The 25705-nt window shown below is 61.1% G+C and carries 26 protein-coding genes; 15 read left to right on the top strand and 11 right to left on the bottom strand.

What is annotated here, in order from left to right; genetic code table 11:
• Positions 1 to 21 precede the first annotated feature (21 nt).
• Positions 22 to 351, top strand: coding sequence for a hypothetical protein (locus IT775_RS17970; RefSeq protein WP_425519564.1), 330 nt, complete (start codon positions 22 to 24; stop codon positions 349 to 351).
• Positions 352 to 590: 239 nt separating this feature from the next.
• On the opposite strand, the gene IT775_RS21615 is transcribed toward IT775_RS17970, so the two are convergent.
• On the bottom strand, positions 591 to 1592 hold the full coding sequence (locus tag IT775_RS21615; protein ID WP_212702619.1) for an AraC family transcriptional regulator: 1002 nt from the start codon (positions 1590 to 1592) through the stop codon (positions 591 to 593).
• 239 nt (positions 1593 to 1831) lie between these two features.
• Between IT775_RS21615 and IT775_RS17960 the strand changes: the two genes are divergently transcribed.
• The 8 genes from IT775_RS17960 to IT775_RS17925 all read left to right on the top strand — a co-directional run bounded on the left by IT775_RS17960 (position 1832) and on the right by IT775_RS17925 (position 8604).
• Positions 1832 to 2008, top strand: a complete 177-nt coding sequence (locus tag IT775_RS17960; protein ID WP_212702618.1) for a hypothetical protein — start codon at positions 1832 to 1834, stop codon at positions 2006 to 2008.
• A 289-nt stretch (positions 2009 to 2297) separates the two neighbouring features.
• Complete coding sequence (locus IT775_RS17955) at positions 2298 to 2483, top strand: hypothetical protein (RefSeq protein ID WP_212702617.1); 186 nt, start codon at positions 2298 to 2300, stop codon at positions 2481 to 2483.
• A gap of 241 nt (positions 2484 to 2724) precedes the next feature.
• Positions 2725 to 3030: a ribbon-helix-helix domain-containing protein gene (locus IT775_RS17950; RefSeq protein WP_212702643.1), complete on the top strand. Its 306-nt coding sequence runs from the start codon at positions 2725 to 2727 to the stop codon at positions 3028 to 3030.
• 107 nt (positions 3031 to 3137) lie between these two features.
• Positions 3138 to 3533, top strand: a complete 396-nt coding sequence (locus tag IT775_RS17945) for a VOC family protein (protein ID WP_212702616.1) — start codon at positions 3138 to 3140, stop codon at positions 3531 to 3533.
• Positions 3534 to 3570: 37 nt separating this feature from the next.
• On the top strand, positions 3571 to 4095 hold the full coding sequence (locus IT775_RS17940) for a twin-arginine translocation signal domain-containing protein (RefSeq protein WP_212702615.1): 525 nt from the start codon (positions 3571 to 3573) through the stop codon (positions 4093 to 4095).
• A gap of 24 nt (positions 4096 to 4119) precedes the next feature.
• Positions 4120 to 5691: a GMC family oxidoreductase gene (locus IT775_RS17935; RefSeq protein WP_212702614.1), complete on the top strand. Its 1572-nt coding sequence runs from the start codon at positions 4120 to 4122 to the stop codon at positions 5689 to 5691.
• Between the two features lie 729 nt (positions 5692 to 6420).
• Positions 6421 to 6945 carry a c-type cytochrome gene (locus IT775_RS17930; RefSeq protein WP_212702613.1) on the top strand — a complete coding sequence of 175 codons (525 nt, stop codon included), beginning with the start codon at positions 6421 to 6423 and terminating at the stop codon, positions 6943 to 6945.
• A 747-nt stretch (positions 6946 to 7692) separates the two neighbouring features.
• Positions 7693 to 8604 (top strand): LysR family transcriptional regulator, encoded by a 912-nt coding sequence (locus IT775_RS17925; protein WP_212702612.1) that lies wholly within the window; start codon positions 7693 to 7695, stop codon positions 8602 to 8604.
• Here the strand turns inward: IT775_RS17925 and IT775_RS17920 are convergent.
• The gene (locus tag IT775_RS17920) at positions 8595 to 9191 is read right to left on the bottom strand and encodes a DJ-1/PfpI family protein (RefSeq protein WP_212702611.1); all 597 of its coding nucleotides are present in this window, start codon (positions 9189 to 9191) and stop codon (positions 8595 to 8597) included. The two genes, IT775_RS17925 and IT775_RS17920, sit on opposite strands and share 10 nt — an antisense overlap.
• Before the next feature lie 463 nt (positions 9192 to 9654).
• On the opposite strand from IT775_RS17920, the gene IT775_RS17915 reads away from it, so the two are divergent.
• The 4 genes from IT775_RS17915 (at position 9655) to IT775_RS17900 (ending at position 14101) form a co-directional block, all read left to right on the top strand.
• Positions 9655 to 10785: an MFS transporter gene (locus IT775_RS17915; protein WP_212702610.1), complete on the top strand. Its 1131-nt coding sequence runs from the start codon at positions 9655 to 9657 to the stop codon at positions 10783 to 10785.
• A gap of 223 nt (positions 10786 to 11008) precedes the next feature.
• Positions 11009 to 11341, top strand: a complete 333-nt coding sequence (locus IT775_RS17910) for a YrdB family protein (RefSeq protein ID WP_212702609.1) — start codon at positions 11009 to 11011, stop codon at positions 11339 to 11341.
• Between the two features lie 286 nt (positions 11342 to 11627).
• Positions 11628 to 12644: a medium chain dehydrogenase/reductase family protein gene (locus IT775_RS17905; protein WP_212702608.1), complete on the top strand. Its 1017-nt coding sequence runs from the start codon at positions 11628 to 11630 to the stop codon at positions 12642 to 12644.
• Positions 12641 to 14101 (top strand): serine hydrolase domain-containing protein, encoded by a 1461-nt coding sequence (locus IT775_RS17900; protein ID WP_212702607.1) that lies wholly within the window; start codon positions 12641 to 12643, stop codon positions 14099 to 14101. Before IT775_RS17905 ends, IT775_RS17900 begins: the two co-directional genes overlap by 4 nt.
• A 126-nt stretch (positions 14102 to 14227) precedes the next feature.
• Here the strand turns inward: IT775_RS17900 and IT775_RS17895 are convergent, their stop codons facing one another.
• From IT775_RS17895 to IT775_RS17870, 6 genes are all read right to left on the bottom strand, one after another.
• Positions 14228 to 14989, bottom strand: coding sequence for an HAD-IIA family hydrolase (locus IT775_RS17895; RefSeq protein WP_212702606.1), 762 nt, complete (start codon positions 14987 to 14989; stop codon positions 14228 to 14230).
• Entirely contained in the window at positions 14986 to 15852 is an 867-nt protein-coding gene (locus IT775_RS17890; protein WP_212702605.1) for a phosphodiesterase, read from the bottom strand. Before IT775_RS17890 ends, IT775_RS17895 begins: the two co-directional genes overlap by 4 nt.
• 67 nt (positions 15853 to 15919) lie before the next feature.
• Positions 15920 to 17173 (bottom strand): ABC transporter substrate-binding protein, encoded by a 1254-nt coding sequence (locus tag IT775_RS17885; RefSeq protein WP_212702604.1) that lies wholly within the window; start codon positions 17171 to 17173, stop codon positions 15920 to 15922.
• A 95-nt stretch (positions 17174 to 17268) separates the two neighbouring features.
• Positions 17269 to 18237, bottom strand: coding sequence for a carbohydrate ABC transporter permease (locus IT775_RS17880; RefSeq protein ID WP_212702603.1), 969 nt, complete (start codon positions 18235 to 18237; stop codon positions 17269 to 17271).
• Positions 18234 to 19187 carry a carbohydrate ABC transporter permease gene (locus IT775_RS17875; protein WP_246525706.1) on the bottom strand — a complete coding sequence of 318 codons (954 nt, stop codon included), beginning with the start codon at positions 19185 to 19187 and terminating at the stop codon, positions 18234 to 18236. The genes IT775_RS17880 and IT775_RS17875 overlap by 4 nt, the downstream gene beginning before the upstream one ends.
• A gap of 17 nt (positions 19188 to 19204) precedes the next feature.
• On the bottom strand, positions 19205 to 20362 hold the full coding sequence (locus IT775_RS17870) for an ABC transporter ATP-binding protein (protein ID WP_212702642.1): 1158 nt from the start codon (positions 20360 to 20362) through the stop codon (positions 19205 to 19207).
• A gap of 106 nt (positions 20363 to 20468) precedes the next feature.
• Between IT775_RS17870 and IT775_RS17865 the strand changes: the two genes are divergently transcribed.
• Positions 20469 to 21359, top strand: a complete 891-nt coding sequence (locus tag IT775_RS17865) for a LysR family transcriptional regulator (RefSeq protein WP_212702601.1) — start codon at positions 20469 to 20471, stop codon at positions 21357 to 21359.
• A gap of 262 nt (positions 21360 to 21621) precedes the next feature.
• Here the strand turns inward: IT775_RS17865 and IT775_RS17860 are convergent, their stop codons facing one another.
• From IT775_RS17860 to IT775_RS17850, 3 genes are all read right to left on the bottom strand, one after another.
• Entirely contained in the window at positions 21622 to 23415 is a 1794-nt protein-coding gene (locus tag IT775_RS17860; protein ID WP_212702600.1) for a TRAP transporter permease, read from the bottom strand.
• Between the two features lie 73 nt (positions 23416 to 23488).
• Positions 23489 to 24448 carry a TAXI family TRAP transporter solute-binding subunit gene (locus IT775_RS17855; protein ID WP_373051343.1) on the bottom strand — a complete coding sequence of 320 codons (960 nt, stop codon included), beginning with the start codon at positions 24446 to 24448 and terminating at the stop codon, positions 23489 to 23491.
• A 281-nt stretch (positions 24449 to 24729) separates the two neighbouring features.
• Positions 24730 to 24963 (bottom strand): hypothetical protein, encoded by a 234-nt coding sequence (locus tag IT775_RS17850; RefSeq protein ID WP_212702599.1) that lies wholly within the window; start codon positions 24961 to 24963, stop codon positions 24730 to 24732.
• Here IT775_RS17850 and IT775_RS17845 point away from each other — a divergent pair.
• Positions 24941 to 25624 carry a DUF4386 domain-containing protein gene (locus IT775_RS17845; protein ID WP_281414375.1) on the top strand — a complete coding sequence of 228 codons (684 nt, stop codon included), beginning with the start codon at positions 24941 to 24943 and terminating at the stop codon, positions 25622 to 25624. The genes IT775_RS17850 and IT775_RS17845 overlap by 23 nt on opposite strands.
• The last annotated feature ends 81 nt before the right edge of the window (positions 25625 to 25705 follow it).

The raw sequence follows: 25705 nt of genomic DNA, 5'->3' as shown, positions 1-25705 counted from the left end.
TATGCCTTTCCAGAAGCGCCCATGACACAGCAAGAGCCCGCCGCCGCGCAGTCCGAGCTGACGCCGGAGCTGCTGGCAGAGATCGAGCGGAAATACGATCCCGAACTCGCCTTTTGCCCTACCGGTCGCACCATCGCCATCGTGATTTCCACCGCTCTCGTGGCGATGGCCGTCTATCATTTCTATGCCGCGGGCTTTGCGCTGATCCGCGAACTTTTGCATCGCGGCATTCACTTGGCCGAGTTACCTGGCTCCGGTCTCGCCCGACCTGCGCAAAGACTGTCAACACCCTGCTCGGCGGCGACTGGACGCTGCGCCAAGGAATCTGGTCTTCTGCTGCCACGACTTTGATCCTTGCGTCCTGCAGGGATCAAACAGTGTCCAAATCCCGCCCCCGCAACCAAAATTCCAAATACATATCAATGTGATCGCGCCTCAAGAGGCGATTTTGCTTTCGGGCCTGGCGATCCGGTCGCAAGACCCAATAGGCCTGAAAGATCTCCCTCCAGCATGAGGTCCAGGCCGCCCGCGATGATCGCATCACCCGTTTCAAAGCGCAGCTGGCTGTGTTGGCCGAGGCTGTAGAGTGTTCAGTCAGGCGATGACGAGCGGTAAGCGCCCGGTGTTTGTCCAGACCAGCGCTTGAATGCCCGCGTAAAGGCACTCTGTTCTGAAAAGCCGGTGAGAAAGGCGATCTCGGAGAGCGAATAGCGTGATCCCGAGACGAGTTGCTGGGCCAGTTGGCGCCGTGCGTCGTTCACCAATACCTGATAGGTCTTGCCCTGTTCCGACAATCGCCGTTGCAGGGTTCGGGGCCCCATCGCCAGCGCCGCCGCAACCTCGGACAGTTGCGGAACGCCGCCGCTCAGGAGCTTCGCGATTTCCTCCATCACCTGCTCCTCCAACGGACGTGCCGCTTCCTTCGTTTCAGGCAAGGTGGTCTCGAGATGGTCGGTGAAGAACTTCCAGATCGCCGGATCGCCGACGGATGTGGCGCGGTCGATGTCCTCGATCGCGAATTGCATTCCGTCAATCTCGGCCCCGAAGATGGGCTCGATCCCGAAATGTTCCACCAGCGGATCGGTCGAGCCGCCACGGTCGTGCGTGAATTGCACTCTGAGCGGGGTCAGCCCCTGCATTGTGTTCTCGCGGCTGAGGGTCAGCGTGGTTGCCAACGCCGCTTCGTTCGCCAGCTGTGCGCCCAGTCGGTCCGAGCAGGGCTTTTCGTGGGTCCAGCAAAAGACACCTTCACGGTCGATATAGCTGAACTTCGACACCTGGTTGTGAAGCCGCGTGTACCGCCCAAGGCGTTGGAAGGCGTGGCGCAGCGTCGGCGCCGCCTTGAAGGCCAACCCGAAGGCGCCGAAATCCTCGCATCGCATACCCGCGCAGACCCGCATGTGGAACCGCAAGTTGGGCCATTCGCTGTCGGCGATGGCTTCCAGCAGGGTGTGGTAATCGTCCACAGACACCATGTCTGCGGGGTCCTCGGGCTGATCCGGGTCCAGCCCGACGATGCTGTAAAGCCGCGCGGTGTCCTCGACCTTCACTGCCTGCTTTATCTGCTTCCTGGCATAGAGTGCAGAAATCACCTCTCCATCCCCCCGATCCGGAACCCACTCACGTTCCCGTGATGATTACTCACACGCTTTGACACGCCGGGTCAATGCTTTGACACGATCGGTCAATACCCGGTGAGCGGTCCTCGTCTAACCTGAATGCGTTCAGGACCAAAGGCACACGAAACCACATTCAGATGGCGGCAAGGCCTTCCACGAACAGCCCCGCATCGCGCTCGGCGAGCGCCGAAATATCCGAGTGAGGAAACGAAATGAACAAATCTGTTAAGAACCTGGGCCTGACCCTGGTCACCGCCCTGTTGGGCGCAGGTGCAACCGTCACCGCGGGCGCCATGATTGTCGGGCTGGGCAGCGGCTCAGGCTTGGCGCAGGGCGTGGTCGCGCACGCCGTCAAGGTCTCAGACGTCTTCGCTGTTGCCGTTTGGTAGAACGGCGCCCCCGGGGGGCCATCAAGGCTGCCTGCGACATGTGATCCGGACGGTCGGCGTTGCTCTTGTGCTAACCGTCCCGCGACCGGAACTGCCTCCCCGTTCCCCTTTCGGAGACTCCGGTCGCCTTGCCCGATCCCGGCACTGCCCAAACGGGATCGGGCATCCGTTTCCATCCGCCGAATTCCCGGGCGGCCTCGTCCCGCAGGCCGGCCTGGGAGCCCCGATCCCGGCAGTTTTCCGCTTCGGGCAAACGCCAACCATTGGCCATAAACAAAGGACCCAGACCATGACGACCAAGATCGTCCTTTTGTTCTTCGCCTCCAGTCTCTTCCTTAGCCTCGCAGCGCCGAGCTTTGCCGAGGACGAATACAATGTCACGACCGGCTTCGCGCCCGGCGGCACATCCCTCGCTTTGCGCGGCGTCGATGCCATCGCGCTGACAACAAGGAACGCCCAGGCGTATTTTGGCTAAACCTGCGCCTTTCAGGAAGTGACGCTGCCCGCCGCGGCATGTCTTCATTCGAGTGGATCGGGAACAGGTATTCGATCATTGGCAGGCGGCCAACAGCACCTAGGAAATTCAAGGTGATCCCAATCCAGCGCTTTCGGTCTGTCCTGTCTCCGAGGCGCTGCGTCGCTCGAACAATGAACGATAGCATTAAGTAGAGGTTTTGAACTATACTGATCGAAATGCGACAGGAGTAAACACGATCATGTGTCAGGTCTTCGCCCAGCAAGCCCCCGAACGCTATTCATCGACCACCCGCCGTTTGCGCCTGAACGGGCAGAGCACCAGCATCCGGTTGGAAAATGCTTTTTGGGATATACTTGATCGAATTGCTGAGGCTGACGGTGTTTCGACGCCGGCCTTCGTGTCCAAACTGCATTCCGAAGTTCTGGAGACACGCGGCGAACCTGATAATTTTACATCCCTCCTGCGAACGGCCTGCCTGATTTTCGTTGCCCAGCCGAATGCCACGGATCACCATGACACCAGCACCTCCATGGCCGCAGAATAGGCGCGCTGCCTGCAAATCTGGCATGTAGTAAACCTGTACTACCCACGGCACGTGAATCGCAGTCATCCTGAATTGGTCAATCAAACGAACCAATTCAGGAGGCCGCCTTGGCCAAAGCCATTCATAGCATGATCCGTGTCCTCGATGAGGACCGCTCTGTCGCGTTCTACAACAAGGCCTTCGGCCTTGATGTGGCCGACCGTCTGGATTTTCCCGAGTTCACGCTTGTCTACATGAGCAACGCGGAAATCGGATTCGAGCTGGAACTGACCATCAACAAAGGCCGGACCGATCCCTACGACCTGGGTGACGGATACGGACATCTGGCCGTGTCGGTAGACAATCTGGACGCTGAACACGCCCGCTTTGAGGCCGAGGGCCTCAATCCCCGAAAACTCGTTGAATTTGCTCCCGCTGGTGAACTTGTGGGCCGCTTCTTCTTTGTCGCGGATCCAGACGGATACCAGATCGAGGTGCTCGAGAGAGCGGGACGGTTCCAGTGAGACTGTGACATCACGCATTCCATAGGAGGAAAACAGGATGGAACGCACAACAGGCCCCAAGGGGCTGACACGCCGCCAGTTATTGTCCCGCGCCACGGCGGCAGGCGCGGCATTTGTAGTCGGGGCGGGTTTTGTCGCCGCCCCGAACGCGGCATGGGCCTATGAGACTACTCATTTGGACGCGCGGGCCTTTGCCACGCTGGTCCAGATGGCGCGGGACATTTACCCCCACGACCGCATCCCCGATGAAAACTACGTCGCGGCCGTGAAAGGCTATGACACTGCCGAAGCAGCGCCTGCGATTGCCGCAGGTCTGGCGGCACTGAATGCCGCCGCACAGGGCAAGGGTTTTGGCTTTTACCTGGATACGGGCTGGGAACGCGACCGCGTGGATATCCTGCGCAGTATGGAAGAGAGCGCCTTCTTCCAGCAGATCCGCGGCGGCCTTGTGACCGGTCTTTATAACCAGAAAGCCGTGTGGCCGATCTTCGGCTACGAAGGGGAGAGCTTCTCCAAGGGCGGTTACATCGACCGCGGCTTCGACGACATCAACTGGCTGTAAGGCCATAGGGGAGGAGAAAAGACTATGGCTGCACCTTTTGATCTGAATGACGACAGCGTGGTCGTCATCATCGGCACCGGTGCTGGTGGCGGCACTCTGGCGAACGAACTGGCCCAGAAGGGTATCAGCGTTGTGGCGCTGGAGGCAGGCGGGCGCTATCTGCCCGAGGATTATATCAACGACGAATGGGAAAGCTTTGGCCAGCTCGCCTGGACCGACCCGCGCACCACGTCTGGCGACTGGCGCGTAGCCAAGGACTTCAGCGGCCTGCCCGCGTGGATCGTCAAGGCAGTGGGCGGCACCACCACTCACTGGGCGGGGGCATCCCTGCGGTTCCAAGAGCATGAGTGGAAGGCGGCGAGCACCTATGGCGCAGTACAGGGAGCGAACCTGCTGGACTGGCCCATCGACGCGGCAGAAATGGACCCGTGGTACACCAAGGCCGAAGAAAAAATGGGCGTGACCCGTACCGGCAACCGCCCCGGCCTGCCCGGAAACAACAACTATAAGGTCTTCGAGGCGGGCGCGAAGGCGCTAGGGTATGAAAAGGTCCACACGGGTCGGATGGCGATCCAGACACGCGACGACGGCGAGCGTATTCCTTGTCAGCAGACCGGCTTCTGTTTCCAGGGCTGCAAGTGGGGCGCCAAGTGGTCCACTGCCTACACTGAGGTCCCTGCAGGCGAGGCCACCGGCAATCTCGAAGTGCGAGAACGTGCCCACGTCGCCCGCATCATGCACAACAAGGCAGGGAATGTAACTGGCGTCGAATACTTCGATGCGGACGGCAACCTTCAGATGCAGAAAGCGCGGGTTGTCTGCCTTGCGGGCAACTCGTTTGAATCTCCGCGTCTGTTGCTGAACTCGGCTTCGTCCATGTTCCCCGATGGTCTCGCGAACAGTTCGGGTCAGGTTGGGCGCAACTATATGCGCCACATGACGGGTTCGGTCTATGCGACGTTCGACAAGCCCGTGCGCATGTGGCGGGGCACCACGATGGCGGGGATCGTACAAGACGAAGCACGCCATGATCCGTCCCGCGGCTTCGTCGGCGGCTACGAGCTTGAGACCTTGAGCCTCGGTATTCCGTTCATGGCGGCCTTCCTTGATCCGGGCGCATGGGGGCGTGAGTTTACCTCGGCTCTCGACAGCTACGAAAACATGGCGGGTATGTGGATTGTGGGCGAGGACATGCCTCAGGAAACCAACCGCGTGACGCTGAATCAAGACGTGACCGACCAGCACGGCTTGCCGGTGGCGAACGTCCATTTCAGCGATCACCCGAACGACATGGCCATGCGTAACCACGCCTATAAGCAGGGCATGGCCATGTACGAGGCGGTCGGTGCGACCCGCGTCTTCCCGACACCGCCGTACCCGTCGACCCACAACCTCGGCACCAATCGCATGTCTGCCAATGCGCGGGACGGCGTGGTCAATAAGTGGGGGCAGGCCCATGATATCAAGAACCTGTTTATCTCGGACGGTTCTCAGTTCACCACTGGCGCGGCGGAAAACCCGACCCTGACCATCGTCGCGCTTGCGATCCGTCAAGCGGATCACATTGCGGCCGAGATGTCCCGCGGCAATCTTTGACTGGTAACACCTCCATGAATATTTGGACTGCGCGTTTTTTACGCGCAGTCCATCCTCAGTTGGAATTTCTGTCGGTCCCGTTCTTGTGACTGTGTCCCTTGAAGCAAACTTGGCAATCGATAAATAACCCAGTCACGGCGGTTAGAAGTTCGTCCGCTTTGCAGGTATTGGGGCCGACCACGGCGATCGTCCTTTTCTCGCCCTCTCCGGTCGATCAGCTGCGTCTGCTTCGGGCTGAGTGCAGTCATTCGACGCTTGGCGTTATGGGGCGAACCGGCTTTGTTGCACAAACAGTCTGCGCAGTTTCATGTCGTGTATCCAGTGTGATAGCTGGAGGGCATGAGCAGCTGGACCCCGACGAAATACACGACCACAAACTGGTCGGCTTGCAATAGCGCGCTGAAGGGGGTGTCCGCCCGCCAGCGGATTTATGCAACAAAGCCGCCTGTACTCACTTCCTAATTCGAAACGAAGATGCTGGGGGGTGCACAAACGGCAGGAATGTGAAAGCTGCACCGCGGCGTTGACCTACATGGAGAATGCCCCCTGTGCGCCGGTCGTGCCCGGCAGGACCAGCTAAGCGCATCAACTTTGCAGAGTCCGGTTTCCGCGCTTAGCTGCCGTTGGAGTATACCGCAGCGAACCGTTCCTTCGCGCCAATAGCGGACGTTACATTTCAGCATATTTTGGCTACACTGCTGCATTTGGATCATTATCGGAGGACTTCCCATGAAGATGACAGCTTTGGCGGCAGTGCTGACCGTCGGCTTTACATCGCTACTGTCCGCACATGAAAGCGCGACCGGCGTGGTAAAGGAGCGCATGGAGAAGATGGAGCGCTTCGAGGAGCTCATTGAGCGCATCTTCGCGATGTTTCATGGCGAGTTGACTTACGACGCTGCGGTGGTGCGGCGCGCAGCCGAGGAAATCCGGGGCGGGGCAGGAAGGCATTTGACGGAGCAATTCCCCGAGGGCTCAAATGGCTCGCCGAGCGAGGCGAAGGACGAAATTTGGCGCGATTTCGAAACTTTCGAACATTACGCCTTCATGCTTGAAAACTGGTCAGGAAAATTGGCGGTCCTAGCAGGCGAGCGGGCACGCGGAGAGCTACCGAAAGATTGGGAAAAAGTCGAAATGGGCCCGGCAATGATGCAGGGCGGAGGCATGATGGGCCGTGGTGGCCCCGTCTTCGCGGCTTGGCATGTCGCTGCTGCCTGCAACGCCTGTCATGCGGAATTCCGTGAAGAAGAGTGACCGGTTCACTTGAACCCGTCGGTGCGGTCATTGGTGCCAGCCGATGCGAAGGTTCACTCTCCGCCCTCTCTAGCCGATCAACTACGTCCGCTTTGGGCTGAAAACGGTCATCTGACAAAAACCGTCAGATGACCGCTCCGCAGCGCTCTGTGAACTTTCATATCCTGGAGTGGCCGTGTGAATGATAGCCGCACACGTTATCCGGCCGGATCAAGCCGTGTCCAAATCCTACCCCCGCCACTAAAAAAATAACCACTACATTTTGGCATGTTGCGAGCCGCCTCCCAGGGCGGATTTGTCGTGCCCGGAAAGCCCTGGATGCAATCAGGAAGCAGGATATAGCGTTGCGATCGCTCCCAGACTTGCCCTCTAGAAAAAAGCGGCTCGTGCTAAGGTTCCATGCCGACAAACAGGTATTGGAGGCCGGCATGGTTGACCTCCTTTAACCTGTTCGCGTGGCAGGCCACGCGTCATGATCGCACCTTAGACAAATATCCATACCTCATCAGCCGCCAAGGTTCTGGTTCGCATTCGACTGAAGGGGTTGCCCGATATCGCGCATCATATGGCCGTTGCGGCGCGGAAGCCCATGTTGCCCGTAGTCGGCAGGGCAGCGGAATAGAGCGCTGAGAGATACCAGTGGGGACACCAGCCTGTTTGCTGCAATCGTGATTGCCCTCTATTTGCCCAAATGCGAAAACATGGTAATCCGCACAGCCGTGATATGTTTTTCACGGGATCTGAATTATGAACAAGTTGAAGGCGATGATGGCCTTCCGGCGCGTCGCGGAGTTGGGCAGCTTCACTGACGCGGCCGCGGATCTTGGGCTCTCGAATGCAGGCGTCAGCAACTATGTCAGCCAGCTGGAAAAGGAGCTCGGGGTTACCCTTCTGATCCGCTCCACCCGGCATGTCGCGCTCAGCGAGATCGGTCAGTCCTATCTGTACAAGGTACAAAGAATTCTCGATTGCCTTGAAGAGGCGGAAGATGCCGCACGCGGGCTGCAAACGAAGCCGCACGGACGTCTGCACGTGAACGCGCCTGCCACCTTCGGACAGCTGCATGTGACCTCCTGCATACCGGCCTTCGTCCGACGTTATCCGGACGTGCAGTTGGACTTGTCCCTGAATGACCGGGTCGTGGACCTCATCGAGGAACGCGTGGACATCGCCCTCCGGGTCAGCACCGGGCTTCCGGATTCAACGCTGGTGGCCCGCGCCCTTGCACCAATCGACCGCGTCGTTTGCGCCGCCCCAGCCTACCTGGAACGCTACGGCGCACCGACAAGCCCCGAAGAGCTGACCCGCCACAACTGCATTACCTACAAACTGTCGGACAGTTCCGTCGATTGGCCTCTGGGCGAAAAACGCTATCCGGTGTCCGGTATGGTCAGGGCGGACAGCAGCGTCGCGGTGCGTGATCTTACCGTGGGCGGCTCTGGCATTTCCTTGCTGCCGCGTTTCATAGCCGCCCCCGACATCCGTGCCGGTCGTCTGGTCCCTCTCTTGGAAGGGTATCCCCCCGAGCCGTACACGCTTTATGCCGTCTTTCCGCCCGCCACCCGGCCCTCGATCAAGGTCCGCTTGTTTCTCGAACATTTTCAGGACCATCTCGGAAGTCCCCCGCGTTGGGAGCGGGAGGCTGAAGTTCAAAGCTGACGGGAGGCCTCGCGAGGCGGGTAGTCATAGGCGATGTAGTTGCGCGCTTCGTCTTCTGCGTCCGGCCCGAAGAGTTCGCGCACAAGCCACAGGGACATCTCGATCCCCGACATCACGCCGCCGGCGCTGACCACGTTTCCATCTCGGGCAAAGCGCACGCCTTCCGCGACCGTGGCCCGGCCCATGTCGCGTAGGTCACCGATAAATCCATGATGCGTGGTGACGGTCTTGCCGTCCGCAAGACCCGCGCCGACCAACAAAAAGGCCCCCGTGCAGACGCTGCACATCCATGTGCAGTTCTTGGACGCCTCTTGCAGCCAACCTACGGTAGCCGGATTGCCGATTTCGCGCCGGGCCCCGCTGCCCCCCGGAATCACGATCACGTCCAAAGCCGGCGCATCGGCATAGGAAACGTTGGGAAGCACGCGCATACCCTTCTCGCAAGTGACTGGGGCTACGGTTTCCGAAACCAGCAGAATCCGGTTCCCGGGGTCTTCGTCGGCAACGGCCGCAAGAACCTCCCAGGGGCCCACGAAATCCATCTCTTCCGCACCATCGAATACAAGCACGCCGATCGTCATTCCCATGTACCGCCTCCTGCGCAAATGTGTGGTGAAGCATTATTGATCTGCAGGGATTTCCTTCATTTCGACTGGCATGCCTCACGCACCCATCTCGGCGACCGCAGCGGGTAGCTGAGGCTTCCGCCGATGCCGGCAGTCTTCCTGCTTCAAACTTTCTCTTTAATAGTAGCAGTTCGCATCGAAACTTTAATTTCGATTTCATGAAATATGAATTCGCAGTTCCCGCGATTGTCCAAACCGGCGCCTGCTAAATATTTCTGCCGGGAGCAACAACGGCGGAGAACGCTATGCCTTACCTTCTCACTCCAATACAGTTTATGCGACGTGGTCCGGAGCCCTGGGGATGCGCTTTGCCTCCAGTTATGGGATACCGCGTGTTCGCCTCCGCGCGCCGCAGGCACCGCTCCGAAGGCTGCCAGAAAACACACATTTCTCCGAAACTCACTGCCATGCCGAGGGCCGGACAATGAATTCATTTTCCCTGTTCTTCGTTGCGTTCGTGATCGGGCTTGATGAATTCCTTCTTGGCCCGCTTCTGACGCCCATCGGGAACGACCTGGGCGTCGCCCCGGAGCGTATCGCCCTCCTCGTGGCCACCTACAATCTGCCGCTTGCTCTGCTCGCACCGGTCTTCGGGACCCTGTCGGACCGAATTGGGCGCAGCCGGGTGATCTTTCCAGCCGCGTTCCTGTTTTCATGCGCATCACTGTTCACGGCGATGGCCCCTTCATTCGGGTTGGCGCTTTTGGCGCGCCTTCTGACCGGAATCGCGGCGGCAGGGATGCTTCCCGTTGCCTTCGCCATGGCATCGGAATCGGAAGACAGTGCAACGGCGATCAGCCGGGTCCAGGCCGGCCTGACGCTCGGGATTATACTGGGGCCGCTCAATGGCGCACTCATGGACGCTATTGCGGACTGGCGCATGGCATTCGTGACACTGGCTGTGGCCAGCGGTTTTCTGGCGTTCCAGATGAAAAGGTCGCCACGCAGGACAAAGTTAGAGGCGCCTGGAGAGACCGGCCGCATCCGCGCCGTTCAAAGAGCATTGCCTGGCATTTTGGCCATGCTGTTCGGGCTTGGCGGTGCGATCGGCATTTTCGCGATCGTCGGGGCGCGAATCCGTGATCTTCACGGCTTCGATACTGCGCAGGTGTCTGCGCTGTTCGCAGGATTTGGCGCGATGACGGTCCTTGGCAATCTGCTGGCGCCGCAGTTGATCCGCATGATCGGGCCGCGCTTGTCCGCCGGGATTTGCCTTGCCGCCGTGCTTGCCGGGGTGTTCGCCCTATTTGCAGCACCCGGCGCCGATTTCTCACTCACCCTTGCGGGGCTGGGTCTTTGGGCGATCTTCGGCGGCTGCGCCGCACCGTCTCTGCAAGCCGCGCTTGCCGATACAGGGGGCGGTAATCGCGGTTTCATTCTTGCCATGGGCGCAAGCGCACTCAACGCGGGAACCGCTCTGGCGTCTGCCTTGGCTGCCGAGCTGCATCTGCTGTCGGCGCAGATGGTCGCCTGGCAGGCCACCATGACGCTCTTGCCCGCCAGCCTGCTTCTTTTGTTCTGGGGGCTCCGGGCAAGCGCACACGAAACCGCCTGAGCATTCAGGTGCCGAAAACGAGCCTGCCTTGCTCCATTGCTTTCTGAAGCAAGGCGGCCATGGTGCTACCCTTGGCCCGCGTTTCATTGGTCAAGCGCTTCGGGCGCGATGGGACGTTCTGGCTGGTGTGGGCGCGAGCCTCGACAGGGCGGGACAGGCCGCGCTACATCGACAATGAGTCCCAGCCGAAACCCGGGTTGGGATCGCACGACGGAGGTCCGGTATGGTCGGCATGAGCCACGCGCTAGCGTTACTGGTCGAGATTGCAGCCCTGATCGCAGTCTGGCGCGCCGGTTTCCGCGTGGCAGCTGGTGGCATGGCCGGGTGGGGCGCTGCAATTCTCGCGGTCTTGGTTGTCGGCTCTCTGTGGTATTTCTTCGCCGCGCCGAACGCGTCCAGCCGTCTGGAGTTCCCGGGCCTGCTGATCTTCAAAGCTTGTGTCTTTGGGGTGGCAGTCGCCGCTTGGTGGTATGCCTCCGGCCCGGGCTGGGCCATTGGATTCTCCGTGGCGGCAGCAACGCATCTCGCTGTTGTCCTTGCGATCGGCGACCTTTGATCTGCGCCGATCCGCAAGGTTCCAGACAGCAGCGCCCGAGCTCCGCTTCGTTGTGCAATACGGTTATCGCCCTCCTGTTCCCGCAATCATAATCCCGGTGGACCGGCGGCCAGTCATGCGGCAACCCACGAACCGGACCGCTAAGGTGGGGATGATCACAGGTCACAGCCTCGAGGCGCTTGACCCATGTCAAAGACCACCGGGGAACCGCTGCCGATCATTAAGCCAAATTCGTCTGAAGTATTTGCCCCGCTCCTTCACAACCTGAAACCATCATAGAGAACCAATGTCTTTCAAACGTATCTTGCTGAAAAAATATGGCGGCCCGGAGGAGCTGGAGCTTGAGACAGTTGCGGAGCTGCCGAAACCGGGCAAGGGCGAGGCGCGCATTCGGGTTGTCGTAACAAGCGCGGCGTTTACCGATGTCATGATCCGGAAGGGGCAATATCCGGACGTCAAGGAAAAGCCGCCCTTCGTCCCCGGTTATGATCTGGTCGGGATCGTAGACGCTCTGGGACCTGGTGTGTCGGACGTCACCGTGGGCGATCGGGTTGCCGACCTGACCACGATCGGCGCCTATTCGGAGTACGTCTGCCTTCCGGCCGAGCGCCTGACCCGAGTGCCCGATGGTATCAGCCACGAAGATGCCCTGGCGATGATCCTTTCGGCTGTGACACCCTACCAGATGCTCCACCGCGTGGCGAAGGTCCGTGCGGGGCAGAGCATCCTGATCCACGGCGCGGGCGGTGCTGTCGGCACGGCCATGCTGCAGCTGGCGCGGGACGCAGGTGTCACCGCGTTCGGCACGGACGTTGCTGCAAAGCACGCCCTGATCCGGGAATTCGGTGGCCAGCCGATTGACGCGCAGGCCAGCGATCCCGGGGCGGCGATCGCAGGGGCGGTCGGAGAAGGAGTGGATTTCGTCTTCGATCCGCTGGGGGGCGAAAGCCTATCGCGTTCGCTTCATGCCCTCAAACCCGGCGGGATGCTTGTCGCCTTCGGCTTCATGAACGAGGTCCTGGACCGCGGCGGATCGATCCCACTCGACTTCGTGCGACTGAAACTGTGGGACTGGCTGCCGAACGGACACGCGACGGCATTTTATTCTATCGGTGCAATGCGACGGCAACATCCCGAGTGGTTCAAGCACGATCTCGCCGCGCTCTTCGCGATGCTCTCCGAGGGGCGGCTCGCTCCAGCCATTGCCGAAGTCCTGCCCTTAGCCGATGCGCGCCGGGCGCATGAAAGGCTCGAGGCGGGCGACGTGGAAGGCAAGTTGATCCTAAGAGTTTCCGACCGATGAAGAAAACGGTCTCGTGCCTGGCGGCGGCAATGCTGATCGCCGGGGCGACGTCACCGACGGTAGCCCAGGATTCCGGTCTTGACCCGGACACGGCGGCGGGCGTGACTGTCACTCCGGCACCCGTGGCTGCGCGCCCCGAGTCGCCACACCTCTATCAGCAGCTCACGCGCCTTGTGCCCGCGCGCATGGCAGCAAACGACGTCGCCGGCGTGGTGATCGTCGTGCTGCGCGGGGGCACGCCGGTCTGGACCCGCGCTTTTGGCATGGCCGATCCCGCCACGGGACGCGAAATGACAGACGACGCGCTTTTCCGCGTGGAATCGATCTCCAAGCCCGTGACGGCCTGGGGCGCGATGCGATTGGCGGAGACCGGGAGGTTCGATTTGCATGCCCCAGCCGCGGCGTGTCTCTCGGACCGGGTACTGCCCGCCGGAACGGCCCGGTTCACCGCCCAACATCTGCTTTCGCATACGGCGGGGATAGGTTTGGGCGACTATGCGGCGCGATACGATCCCGAGGAGGCGCGGCCAAGCCTGACCGCGCATCTGGCCCGGGACTTCACGCAGACCGGCACCCCGGGTGCAGGCTTTGCCTATTCCGATACCGGTTTCAACCTGCTCGAGCTCATGATCGAGAACTGCACCGGCGAGGATTTCGCCGCCCTGATGGCGCGCGAAGTTCTCATCCCCCTGGGCATGCATGCTTCGAGCTTCGATTGGACCGGGGCCGAGATGCCGGTGGGGCACGACCTGCGCGGGCGGCCCGTCGCCGCCTACGTCTATCCTGCGCACGCCTCGGGTGGGCTTCATTCCACGGCGGCGGATATCGCCCGCTTCGCCACGGCGAACATGGCCGGTGCCCCGCAGTCAGTGCTTTCGCCTGACGCTGTACGGAAACTACACCGGCCGGTCGTGCAGGTCGGCGGGCTGTTCGGTATCGTCGCCGAGAGCTACGGGCTGGGGTATTTCACCGAGACCCTCTCGGACGGGCGCGCAGCGGTCTGGCACGGCGGTCAGGGCTATGGCTGGATGACGCATCTGCACATCGTGCCGGAAACGGGCAACGGCATCGTGATCCTCGCCAACAGCCAGCGCGCTTGGCCGCTCTTCGCGGAAGTGCTGCGGACGTGGTCGGAAAGCATCGGCGTGGCCCCGGTGGGCATGACACGCGTGCTCTGGGCCGAAATGGTCGCCCGCTTTTCCATCGGGTTGCTCATCCTGACAGGCGTCGTCGCCCTATGGGGCGCGCTGCGTCGCCGGGCCAGAGGCCGGAAGCTTCGAATCCTGGCAGGAGGTTTAGCCGTGCCGCTGATCGGCACACCGATCTGGGCGGCAGTACAGGACTATCTGTTCCTGTTCTCGATCCTGCCTGGGCTTTGGCCTTGGATCGCGGCGGCAGCGGGGCTGACCGGGCTCGGCCTTGGCGCGATTGCCCTCGGACCGGGTGAACGAACATGAGCGCGTCAGGGACTGACTTCGTCCGTTTGCTGGGGGCGGCTACCCGTCACGGTCGATTGCCGGGTATGGGGCGAAAGTGCGGAACCATCCCACGGTAACCGCGACCTCATGCGGTCCGCTGCTCCGTTACAAAAAGTCACTTAGCCAGCGGCCCGCTGCCGGCCCTACGAGGATCGGATACATATCTGCCGATTGGGCCGCCCGGCCATCCGTTTGCGGATTGTCTCCGATCATGACCGCATCCTCGACTGCGACAGGCCCGAGGGCCTGCAGCAGCAAACGCGGGTTCGGCTTCCCGATATTGATGACACTGGACGGCGGATGGCACGCCGCCAGCATTTGCAGCAGGGCGCCACTTTCGATGGCCGGTCCATGCTCCCCGGGATGGGTGATGTCGGAATTGGCCAGAATGACCGGCACGCCGCCAGCTATGTGATACAGGGCTCTTTCCAGTCGGGCCAAGGTCAGATCTGTGTCCCGGCACACCAGAACCACGCGGGGCTTGCTGTCGCAATGTGTCAGATCCAATCGCGACGCGGCGGCGCGCATCCGTTCATTGGACAAAAGGAACACCGGACCCGGGCCGTGCCGGTTTGCGACCCAGGCCAGCGCTTGCTGTCCTGCCAGCACCAGCTGATCCGGTCGCAATTCGAAACCCAGGCGCACCAGACGCCTGTGCAAGCTCTCCTGCGTGTCCGTCGAATTGTTGGAAACAAGCATCAGCCTGTCGGCGAAGCGCTGCACGAAAGCCAACGCGCCGGGCAGAACCCGCGCGCCTGAAACCAGGCAGCCGTCTATGTCGCACAGCACGCGCTGGGCGGTGCGCAGGCGTTTTCTGTCGCAGGCCTCTGTCGCCGGTGAAACTGCGCGCCGTGCGTCCAAGCTCATAGGTCCTGGAACCCTTCGTGACGCATATTAAGCTGATAGTCGACGTCGCTCGTGCCGTCTGGGGCGGAAAGGGTAAACCGTGGAGACTTGGCTGCGAACTCGTGCATATGCACCACCACGGTGTCGTCGGACAGCAAGACCACACCGTAAGCGGGTTGCGCCAAGTCACCGGGAATGGGGTTGCCAGCAGGGCCGAGATCAAGCCCAACCTGGTGATTCAATCCCCGCATGCACGAGAAAGAGATGCCGCGCCAATTGCCGAAAATTGCCCGATGCACATGGCCGAAGAACAAATGTTGTATCTGGTCCTTGTAAGGCGCCACGGTCTCGTGGAACGGTTCGCTGTCAAGCATCATGATGCTGTCCATGCTCTTGATGCCGGTTTGGAAAGGTGGGTGGTGCATGAACAGCAGCACCGGGCGGTCTGCCTCGGCCAGCTGTGCGGCAAGCCATTCCCGGCGCGCTGCGCAGTAGCCGCCCGCATGAGTGCCGGGCATCTTGGTATCGAGGTAGATGGCGCGGTGATGGGGCGTGTCAAAGGCGTATTGAACAAACCCGTTTCGGTCGCGCGGTGCATGGGGAAAAGCCCCGGTAAAGGCTGCGCCGTCATCATGATTGCCCACCATCAGATGCACCGGCATCGGCAAGCGATGAATTTCGCGGGCAAATGCGACATAGGCATCGGCATCGCCCCAATGGGTCATGTCGCCGGTGACGATCACAAAGGCAGCGTCACCGTGCTCTTCTATGATGCTGTCGACGGCGCGGGCAAGCCTGCGGGCGGGATTGGCACCATAAAGCAAACAGTCGCCACCAATGACATGGGGGTCGGTCAGGTGGATGAATTTTGTCGGGGTCGTCATTACAGGGATCTTTCGTATGAAGAGAGACCGGGGCCGCACGGGGGGCGGCCCCGGAAAGTCGGAAGGGTTAGCCGTTGGGCAACAGGTCGTTGACCTGTTCCACCAGTTCCTGTTGCAGCTCTTCCATATCGTCAGCTTCACCGGTGACGATCATTTCCAAGCCATCATAGATCACTTGTGTGATGGCGAGCCCGTTGGCACCGGGATAGGCCTGCCAGTCGCTGAGCAGAGGCAGCTGGTCGACCGCGGTGCGCTTGTTCGGGTTCTGGCTGTAGAAGTCCGCGAGGATCACCTCGTTGGCAGCCTTGTTCGGCGGCATGTAACCGGTGGTTTTCGCCACTTCGGCGGCACCTTCGCCAGATGTGATATACGTCAGCCAGGCCCAGGCGGCTTCAAGTACCTCCGGGTCGTCGGAAGCCGAGGTCAGCATTGCTGCATTCCCGCCCGCGGGCAGGCCCTTGGGCGCACCGTCGATGCCCGGAAACTTGCCCGTGGAAAAAGCGAAGTCCGCCTTGGCGCGCTCGATGCGCCCGACCGAGGAGGTCGAGGTGAACAGCATCGGCAATTCCCCGGCCGAGAAAGAAGCGATGGCTTCGTTGGGGCTCAGGTTCTTCATCTCGCAGCCATCGACGATCGCCTTGACGGTTTCCAACGCGGTCAGCGCTTCGGGGCTGTCGAGCGTGAGGCGACCGCCCTCGACCGTGGGTTTGCCCTGGGTCCACATCAGCGACTGAAGGAACCAGTTGCCGGTGATCGCCCAGTCCCAGTAGACCGGGTTTTTGGAGCCCGCCTGTGCCAGCTTTTGGCAGGTGCCGATCATCTCTTCCCAAGTCTTGGGGAGTTCGGTAACGCCCGCGGCCTCAAGGGCATCCATGTTGTAGTAGCCGACCGGCAGTGAAACCGCGAAGGGCAGGCCGTAGACGCCATCGTCAAAGGTCGAGAGTTTCAGCATCGCGTTATGATAGCCGTCGGTCTCGAAATCCGCCTCTTTGGAGATGAAGGGTTCGAGCGACCGAGCGATGCCTTTTTCCACCAGGATGCGCTGGCGGTTCAGCCCCTGCATGCTGACATCAGGCAGGTTGCCCGAGATCGCTTCGCGCAGGACGGTGTTGGTGCCCGCTTCGTAGCTTTCGTAGGACGAGCGCAGCTTGATTTCGATGTCGGGGTGCTTCTCTTTGAACTTGGGCAGGATCGCCTCGAAGGTCACATCGAAGGCCGCCGAGTAGGGGTAGGCGAATTCAATCGTGACCGCCTCGTTTGCCTGAACGGCCTGGGTGAACAGTGCGGCTAGGAATGCAGCGCTGAGGGTGGAACGGATCATGTTTTGCGTCTCCAGTTTACTGAAGGTCCCGGCGGGGTTTGGCGATCACGCCGGGACCGGATATCCGGCGGGGCCGGATTGGGGTGGCCAAGCGGCTATTTCATGCCGCTCAGCGTGATGCCTTCGATGAATTTCCTCTGGGCCAGCAGAAAGGCCGCGATCAGCGGGGTTACGATCACCGTCGCCGTGGCCATCATCGGCCCATAGAGACTGCCGTCGATGTCGGCCTTGAATTCGCGCAGTCCCAGCGGTGGCGTGAACAGGCTGCGGTCTCCGGTCACCACCATGCGGGGCCAGAAGTAGTCGTTCCAGTGCGCCACCACCGAAAAGATCGCAAAGGCCATCAGCGCCGGCACGGCGGTGGGCAGCATGACGCGCCAGACAATTGCCAGTTCACCCATGCCATCCATGCGCGCGGCATCGACCAGATCGTCGGGAACCGTCATGAAGAACTGCCGCATCAGGAAGATGCCGAAGACCGAAATCGTCCATGGCACGACGAGCGCGGCGTAAGTGTTGATCAGCCCCAGCTTCGCAAGCCCGACATAGATCGGCAGCGCGATGGCATGGACCGGGATCAACAGGCAGAACAGCACCATGCCGAACACGGCCTCGCGCCCCCAGAACCGCAGTTTCGATAGGGCATAGGCCGCCGGCAAGGCCACGACCACCTGGATCACGAAGATCGACAGCGTCACGATCACACCATTCAGAAGATAACACAGCAGGGGCGCTTCGCTGAAGGCGCTGGTGTAGTTGAACACGGCCGGGCGAACCTGGCATTCCGCGCGCACCTCTTCCAGAAGTTGGCCAAGGACATGGCTGTCGTCCTGACCGGGGAAACGGGTACGGGCCGTCTCGACGTCGCTGCGGTCCGGCGTGTTGCGGCCAACGCATTGTTCATCCGTCATAAGGGCCTGGCTGCCGGCAAATCCGCCAATGCCGCGTTCGATCTCCGCCGGTGATTTCAGCGAATAGCTGACCATCTGGTAGAAGGGCACGATCACGATCAGCGCGCCGAACAGCAGTACCGCGTGTTTCAGAAGTTCGTTGAAGCGGGTCATGAGTAATGCACCTTGCGTTCGGTCAGGCGGCGCTGAATTACCGTGATGATCATCACGAAGAGGAGGAAGAGCATGGTGATGGCGGCGCCGACCCCGATCAGGTTCTGCTTGATGCCTTTCTCGTAGATGGCGAACATCATCATGTAGGCGGATTTCGAGGGCCCCCCGCCGCGCGGGAAAAGGGCTTCGACGGTATCGAACACCTGAAAGGCGCGGATGCAGGTGATCGTGACAACAAAGACCGTGGTCGGCCCGAGCGCGGGCCAGGTCACCAGCCGGAACCGTTCCCAGGCGCTGCGGGCGCCATCCATTTCGGCGGCGTTGTAGAGGTCCCTCGGAATCCCGGTAAGACCGGCAAGATAGAGCACCATATTGAAGCCAAAGCCCTGCCAGATGCCAATGAAGCAGACGACCCACAGGGCATAGTCCTTGTCGCCCAGCCAGATCGGCATCCCGTTGGCGCATCCGTCGGCCAGCCACGGCCACAGGCTTTCTATCCAGGTGCCGCAGCCCATTTCCAACGTACGGTTCACCATGCCAATGGTGGGGTGCAACATCAGTTCCCAGACGATCGCCATTGCCAGCAAGGTCGCCATCACCGGCAGGAAGTAGATCGTCTTGTAGATTTCCCGCCCGCGGCCAAGTGAATTGATCAACAGAGCGGCCCCGAGGCCGAGGCCCACCGACATGGGCACGACCACCAATACGTAGGTTAAAGTCGCCCAAAGCATCTTTTCGTAGGACGAGCGGGTGAAGAGTTTCTCGTAGTTGTCCAACCCGACCCAGTTCAATTCGGTCGCGCCCAGAGAATAGTCTGTGAAGCTCAGAACCAGTGCGGAAAGCATTGGCACCAGCAGTATCAACAGCATCAAGGCCAGCGCCGGGGCAGACAGCAGCCATGCCATCGTCTGCGGGGAACGGGCGGCGCGGCGGCGGGTTTGGGGGGGCATGTCCACGGCAACCATTGTCAGACCGCCTGTGCCAAGGATTTTGCCGGGGCCGTCAGGATTTCGCGCACACGCATCCCGGCGGCATCAAAAACAAGCGCGGAGGCCGGATCGAAATCGAGCCCCGCTTCGCTGCCGATCTGAAGCGCTGCGGCTTGCGCGGGAGCGGCCCGGAGGACCAGCCTGCCCTGGAGCCCCTCGACCGCAACCTGGGCGAAGAGTTCCGAACCGAGGTGTTCCAGATGCACGACGCGGCCGACGATTTTCGCGTCCCCCCTTGCGAGGTGCAGCGTTTCAGGGCGCAACCCGATTTGAAGGGTTTGGCGGCCCGGACGCACCGCAATTGGCAGGTCGCGACCCAGAACCGACAGGCGGCCCATCGCATCCGCTTCTGCCGGAAGCACGTTGATTTTGGGCGATCCGATGAATTCGGCGACCCGCAGGTCGTCCGGATCGGCATAGACTTTCTGCGGCGGGGCGCATTGCAGGATCTCTCCGCCCATCATCACCGCGATCCGGTCGGACATGGTCATCGCTTCGACCTGATCGTGGGTGACGTAGATAAAGGTTGCCCCGAGTTCGCGGTGCAGTTCGGCAATTTCAGTCCGCGTGTGAACCCGCAGTTTGGCATCGAGATTCGACAGCGGTTCATCCAGCAGAAAGGCTGCGGGGGCCCGCACCAAGGCCCGGCCAAGCGCGACCCGCTGGCGCTGGCCGCCTGACAGCTCGCCAGGTTTCCTGTCCAAGAGCGCCCCGATCTCGAGCGTTTCCGCTGCCTGCGCGACCGCCGCGGCGATTTCTTGTTCGCGCCGCTTCGCCCCCGGCATCAGCCCCCCGGCTAGCGGCAGCCGCTGCCAGCGGGTCATCTGCCGCATTCGCAGCGGCACGGCGATGTTTTCGGCCACCGTCAGATGCGGGTAAAGGGCATAGGACTGAAACACCATCGACAGGTTGCGGTCCGCAGCGCGGATGCCGGACACCGGCTCGGTGCCAATGGAAATGCTGCCTGCGCTTTCCTGTTCGAGCCCGGCAATGATGCGCAGCAAGGTGGATTTCCCACAGCCTGAAGGTCCCACAAGTGAAACGAACTCGCCATCCGCGACCTTCAGTTCGATGCCTTTCAAGATCTGCGTATCACCGAACGATTTACGCAGATCCGTGATTTTTACTTCGGCCATTTGACGCCCCAAGAAATACAAGATTCGGGGGCTGTATAGAGGGGAAACTTTCGCTAGTTGTGACGCTGTATAAGTTTTGATTATGCCTCCAGAAGCGAGATACAACATGGAACGGCTCAGCTCCTCTCAGATACGGGTATTCAATGAAATCGCCAGTCAGGGCAGCTTTTCAGGCGCCGCCCGGGCGCTGGGTGTTTCCCAGCCGGCGGTTACGGCGCATATCCGGACGATCGAAAAAGCCTTTGATGTCAGGTTGTTCGAGCGCAGCGGAGCGGGGGTTCGACTGACCTTCATCGGGCGAAGATTGTACCAGCACACCGCGCCGTTGCGTGATACCGAGCGGGAGGCCGCGGAAATTCTGTCCCGCGCCCACACCTTGGAAATCGGCGAACTGTCGATTGCATCGGGGTCGCCGGTTCCTGCGATGCAGCTGGTTTCACGCTTCAGGCAATCCTATCCGGGTATCAAGCTGAAGCTGATATTTGGCGACTGGCAACTGGTGGTAAATGCTGTCCGAGACCGCAAAGCCGACTTGGGTTTGCTGACGGACGCCCCGGTATCGGATGACATCGTCCGCAAGCCGTTTGCCCACCAGAGGATCGTCGCCTTGGTGCCGCAATCTCACCCGTTGGCAGATCGCAAGGTCGTGTCTCTGCGCGACCTGGTGGCTGAATCGGTTCTGTTCCGCACCGGAAATTCGCAAACCCAGCGTGCCGTTAGCCAAGCCCTGAAAACGCACGGGCTGTCGATTGAACCCTTGTTCGTTCTCGAGGCAAGGGAGGCAATATACGAGGCCTGCGTCCAGGGGGTCGGCATCGGCTTCATGTTCGATGCGGCTTCCACGCGGCAGGACGGGGTGGTCCGGATACCGGTCAAGGAGCTTCCGGATACCCATTCTGAGGATGTGTTCTGTCTGGCCTCCCAACGCAATCTGCGGGCAACGGATGCATTTTTTTCCATGGTCGAAACAGACATAGGCGGCGGCTTCCCAAGCTGATCGGCCGGTTGCCCGGTCAGCGCCGACATCACCGCCGCACGAAAGAAACACTTCCGCGCAGCGGTTGCTTCGCGTAGGCGACCCGCCGGCAGTCTTTCATCCGGCCGAAACTGATCGTCTTCTGATCCGGCGTCTAACGTTTGAAAAGGACACAAAGGCGAGCAGGTCTGGCAGCGTTATTGGCTTGCCTGATGCCGGACGCGCGCGCCCTTTCTCCATGCTCTTCCCTATCTCGAATGCGTGTTCAGAGAGCCCTCTCTTTTCAAACGAGTGCAGGACCGAAAAGCAGCCCGATCCCCAGCAGCGCCAGACCTGCGCGCAAGGGTCCGGCCGCACGCCCGATCATCGCAAAGGACAACGCTGCCAATCCCGCCGCCAGAGCGGCGAAGGCCAACATTGCAGCGGCCGGATCTGACGGCAGCCGGATCAGCGCGGGCCATGTGATCATGCCCAGCGGGATCAGGTAGAGACCGACGCCCAACGCCATCGCGGTCACGGCGACCTTGATCCAGTTTTCGTCGGCCATGCCTGCCGCGATGAAAACCGCGCCGCACACGGGCGGCGTGATCGTGGACAGAAGCGCGAACCAGAAGACGAACAGGTGGGCCTGAAGCGGCTCCAGCCCGAGTTTCATAAGCGCGGGCCCCGCGACCGAAACGCAGATGACGTACGCGGCGGTGGTGGGAACTTCCATCCCCAGGATCAGGCAGGCCAAGGCGGTCAGCAGCAGAGAAGCCCAAAGCGCGCCGCCGGACCCTTCGAGGATGACCGAGGTGATTTTCACGCCAAGCCCGGTTGAGCCCAAAACGCCGATGATGATCGAGGCGCAGAAGATGATAGCGGCGATCATCGACACCTGGCGCGAGGCGGTCAGCAGGGCGTCGGCCACGCGGGTGGCGGTTTTCACCGGGTCGAAACGCAGTTTCCCATCCACCAGCAGCAGCAGCGCCCCGGCGAGGATGGCCAGACAGGCGGCATATTGCGGGGTGTATCCGGCGGCGAACATCCCCAGCATCAGCACGGTGAAGGGCACCAGGAAGAACAGAGAAGTGACCACGACGTCGCGCATTTGCGGGCGATCGGCGGCATCCAATCCCTTCAGGTCGAACCGGGTGGCATAGGCGTTGATTCCCACCCAGACCGCCCAGAAATACAAAAGCGCGGGCAACAGGGCGGCGCCCATGATCTGGGTGTAGGGGGTGCCGGTCAGTTCGACCATGACGAAGGCACCCGCCCCCATCAGCGGCGGCATGATCTGCCCGCCGGAACTGGCCACCGCCTCGACCCCGGCGGCGAGCCGCTTCGGATAGCCCAGGCGCGTCATGGCGGGCAAGGTAATCGCCCCGGTCGACGCGACATTCGCGCTGGCCGAGCCGGAAATCGATCCGAACAAGGCCGAAGACAGGACCGAAACCTTGGCCGCGCCTCCCTTCAAGCGCCCGGCGGCGGCGGCGGCGACGTTCATGAAGCCTTGCCCGGCCTCGCCTGCGTTCAGGACGGCCCCGAAGATCACGAAGATGGACACAACCCCGACCGACACGGCGGTGAGACTGCCCCAGATGCCGCCCTCGGCAATGGTCATGGTGCCCAGGAACGATCGCAGCGGCACGCCGGAATGGCCGAATTCGCCCGGGATGTGATGACCGAAAAAGGCATAGAGCAGCGCGACGGCCGCCACCAGAGGCAGGGGCCAGCCGATGGCGCGACGGGCGGCCTCGATCACCACGGCCAGCAGGGCGAAACCGACACCCACCTGAAACCGGTTTTCCAGAAATCCGTATTGATCGCCCAGCATGTCGGCGTTCCACGCCACCCAAACGGCGGCGGCGATGCCGATGGCGCTGAGTACGCCGCCCGATATCAGCCGCCAGCGCCCGGTGACGCCGAACAGGAACACCCACGGCAGGATCAGCGCCAGGTGCAGCGGTCGGCTGACAAGGTTGGGCACAAGGCCCGAGAAGATCAGCCCGATGTGGAAGGCCACCAGCACGAATGCCAGCGCGATCCACGCCCATCGCAGCCACGGTGATTTCGGCAGATCAGTCAGCCCGCTCATTTTTATAGCCTTTCCGAAAAGAAAGCCGGGCCACAATCGGCCCGGCCCGTTTCCTTGCGCGCAGGGATGCGCGTTACATCTGGCCTTCGGTCAGGGCGATGCCTGCCTCGTTGTAATAACGGACCGCGCCGGGGTGGATCTTGCCGGTGATGTTGCTCATCAGGCCGGTGTCCACACCGCCCCACCATGGCGCGCCTTCGGCCATCGCGGCCTTGTTTTCCCAGAAGGTCTTGGTCAGCTGGTAGGCGGTTTCGTCGTCCATCTTGGTGGTGGTGTAGGCCACGACCGGCAGCGATGTGGTGACGATGTCCTGATCCTGTCCTGCATAGGTGCCTGCGGGGATCACGAGGCGGGTGCGCTTGGTCTGCGCCACTTGGTCGTCGTTCAGCGACAGGACGGTGACGCCGGCAGACGCCGCGGCCTCAACCACATTGGGGGCGGGCCACGAACCGGCGGTCACGAAACCGTCGATCTGACCGTTTTTAAGGGCGGCCACGGCGTTGGACAGTTCCGCATCGGCGATCTGCACCTTGCCTTCGAGGCCGAAGAGCTTCAGGTATTTTTCGCCCTCACGCGCGCCGAAGCTGCCCTTGCCGAGAAGGATCGTCTTGCCTTCGAGATCGGCAAAGCTGTTTACCCCGCTATCGGCGGACATGACGAAGTGCATGGTCAGCGAGGGGATCGGGAACAGGGCGCGAATATCGTTGAAGGACGGATCGCTCTTGCCTTCGAACATGGCCTTGCCGCCCTGGGCCAGTTTCACCAGAACCGGCGGCGTGGTGAACACATAATCGCCGCCGCGCGCACGGACTTCCATCACGTTCTGGACCGATCCCTGACCTTCTTCGACGGTGACGATGATATTGCCGTCCGAACCAGTCTTCATGGCCTCGGCGACCTGCACGCCCATCTGGTAATAGGATGTTCCGGCCTTGGCCGATTTATAGGTAACGCGTGTTTCCGCCGATGCCGGCGCCGCCATCATCGCACCGGCGGCAAATGCTCCGGCCACCCACTTCATTGCATTGAACATTTTTAACTCTCCCAATGGTTAAGACAGAGAAAGCACGATCCAGCGAAAGGGGGCAATAGACCGAGATAGAGCGTCGGAGCAAATCGATCGAAACGCTTCCTCAGCCGGCTGACGGGCCGCGCATGCGACCCGACCGGAAGGTAAAATTCCACGGCAGCAATGCTGCGAACGCTCTGGACGCGCAAAGGCGGTTCCAAGCAAGCCATTCGATACGGATACGCATATTGCTTCTGCGTATTTCCCGAGTTTGCGCGTTTTCCCGCATATGCCAAGCTCCTTCCTCAAAGGAACGTCGCGCGATGAATGATGGGTATGGCGCGCGCCTTGCGAACCAGCCAGAAAGGTTGGCCCGCCATGAGCCCGCCGCAGGTTTTGACGACCAGAGGGCCGAAATTCATGTGCGTCCAGCGCGGCGCGGCCTGTCGCTTCATCGCGACGAGAATGCTCTGACATGAGAACGCAGAACCGAAATCACAAGCAAGGTTTGACCCAATGTCCACTGCCAGTTTCAACATTCGCCTGGCCGGCATCCTCGTTTTCGCCGGCATCGGCGCGGGATTGCTGAGCGTCGCCCCGGCCATCGATTCCCCCGAGTATCTTTTCCAGGCTGCGCAGCAACCATCGCAGGTGAAAATCGCTGCGATGGGGCAGGTTCTGCTGGGCTTGTGTTACCTGGGGTTTGCGCTGCTCCTGTTTCCAGTTGTCCGACATTTCGGCGAAACGCTGTCGCTGGGATTTCTCAGTTTTCGAATCCTGGCGGCAAGTGTGGCGATCGTCGCGACAGTGGTCATGTTGGCTATCTTGAACCTGAGCCAACTGGTTGAGGTGCACCGCCCCGATGAAATTTCCGCGCTCACGACACTGGGTGATGTTCTGAGGGGCGCACGCGATCAGTTGAACCATGTCTTCATGGTGATGGCGCTTTGCGCCGGGAATACGATGTTCTTCCTTCTGACCTTCAGGGCGCAGCTGCTGCCAAGCTGGTTGTCGCTATGGGGCATTGCAGGCGCGGGCCTGTCCGTTGCGGCAAGCGGGGCTGTTCTTTTCGCCAAGATGGAGATCATCACAGTTGAGTACATTGCACTGAACCTGCCGACCGCAACGGCTGAACTTCTTGTCGGTTTCTGGCTCTTGTTCAAGGGGCTGCAACGCGCCCCACAGGAATGCCCGGCCTAGTCCTTGAACCAACGGGGCGGCGGATCAGGCGCCACGGCATAGGCAATTCATTCGTTCCAAACTTTTTCAAATGTGACAGGA

The organism is Thalassovita aquimarina, from assembly GCF_018219815.1.
Lineage (GTDB): Bacteria > Pseudomonadota > Alphaproteobacteria > Rhodobacterales > Rhodobacteraceae > Thalassobius > Thalassobius aquimarinus.
The sequence above is the reverse complement of the archived record's forward strand: the minus strand, read 5'-3'. Positions and strand labels throughout refer to the sequence as shown.

Excerpts from the sequence above, each read along its gene's own strand:
- IT775_RS17970 (WP_425519564.1), top strand. The coding sequence starts at position 22 with ATGACACAGCAAGAGCCCGCCGCCGCGCAGTCCGAGCTGACGCCGGAG.
- IT775_RS17960 (WP_212702618.1), top strand. The coding sequence starts at position 1,832 with ATGAACAAATCTGTTAAGAACCTGGGCCTGACCCTGGTCACCGCCCTG.
- IT775_RS17955 (WP_212702617.1), top strand. The coding sequence starts at position 2,298 with ATGACGACCAAGATCGTCCTTTTGTTCTTCGCCTCCAGTCTCTTCCTT.
- IT775_RS17950 (WP_212702643.1), top strand. The coding sequence starts at position 2,725 with ATGTGTCAGGTCTTCGCCCAGCAAGCCCCCGAACGCTATTCATCGACC.
- IT775_RS17940 (WP_212702615.1), top strand. The coding sequence starts at position 3,571 with ATGGAACGCACAACAGGCCCCAAGGGGCTGACACGCCGCCAGTTATTG.
- IT775_RS17935 (WP_212702614.1), top strand. The coding sequence starts at position 4,120 with ATGGCTGCACCTTTTGATCTGAATGACGACAGCGTGGTCGTCATCATC.
- IT775_RS17930 (WP_212702613.1), top strand. The coding sequence starts at position 6,421 with ATGAAGATGACAGCTTTGGCGGCAGTGCTGACCGTCGGCTTTACATCG.
- IT775_RS17925 (WP_212702612.1), top strand. The coding sequence starts at position 7,693 with ATGAACAAGTTGAAGGCGATGATGGCCTTCCGGCGCGTCGCGGAGTTG.
- IT775_RS17920 (WP_212702611.1), bottom strand. The coding sequence starts at position 9,191 with ATGGGAATGACGATCGGCGTGCTTGTATTCGATGGTGCGGAAGAGATG.
- IT775_RS17915 (WP_212702610.1), top strand. The coding sequence starts at position 9,655 with ATGAATTCATTTTCCCTGTTCTTCGTTGCGTTCGTGATCGGGCTTGAT.
- IT775_RS17910 (WP_212702609.1), top strand. The coding sequence starts at position 11,009 with ATGGTCGGCATGAGCCACGCGCTAGCGTTACTGGTCGAGATTGCAGCC.
- IT775_RS17905 (WP_212702608.1), top strand. The coding sequence starts at position 11,628 with ATGTCTTTCAAACGTATCTTGCTGAAAAAATATGGCGGCCCGGAGGAG.
- IT775_RS17900 (WP_212702607.1), top strand. The coding sequence starts at position 12,641 with ATGAAGAAAACGGTCTCGTGCCTGGCGGCGGCAATGCTGATCGCCGGG.
- IT775_RS17895 (WP_212702606.1), bottom strand. The coding sequence starts at position 14,989 with ATGAGCTTGGACGCACGGCGCGCAGTTTCACCGGCGACAGAGGCCTGC.
- IT775_RS17890 (WP_212702605.1), bottom strand. The coding sequence starts at position 15,852 with ATGACGACCCCGACAAAATTCATCCACCTGACCGACCCCCATGTCATT.
- IT775_RS17885 (WP_212702604.1), bottom strand. The coding sequence starts at position 17,173 with ATGATCCGTTCCACCCTCAGCGCTGCATTCCTAGCCGCACTGTTCACC.
- IT775_RS17880 (WP_212702603.1), bottom strand. The coding sequence starts at position 18,237 with ATGACCCGCTTCAACGAACTTCTGAAACACGCGGTACTGCTGTTCGGC.
- IT775_RS17875 (WP_246525706.1), bottom strand. The coding sequence starts at position 19,187 with ATGCCCCCCCAAACCCGCCGCCGCGCCGCCCGTTCCCCGCAGACGATG.
- IT775_RS17870 (WP_212702642.1), bottom strand. The coding sequence starts at position 20,362 with ATGGCCGAAGTAAAAATCACGGATCTGCGTAAATCGTTCGGTGATACG.
- IT775_RS17865 (WP_212702601.1), top strand. The coding sequence starts at position 20,469 with ATGGAACGGCTCAGCTCCTCTCAGATACGGGTATTCAATGAAATCGCC.
- IT775_RS17860 (WP_212702600.1), bottom strand. The coding sequence starts at position 23,415 with ATGAGCGGGCTGACTGATCTGCCGAAATCACCGTGGCTGCGATGGGCG.
- IT775_RS17855 (WP_373051343.1), bottom strand. The coding sequence starts at position 24,448 with ATGTTCAATGCAATGAAGTGGGTGGCCGGAGCATTTGCCGCCGGTGCG.
- IT775_RS17845 (WP_281414375.1), top strand. The coding sequence starts at position 24,941 with ATGTCCACTGCCAGTTTCAACATTCGCCTGGCCGGCATCCTCGTTTTC.
- IT775_RS17850 (WP_212702599.1), bottom strand. The coding sequence starts at position 24,963 with ATGTTGAAACTGGCAGTGGACATTGGGTCAAACCTTGCTTGTGATTTC.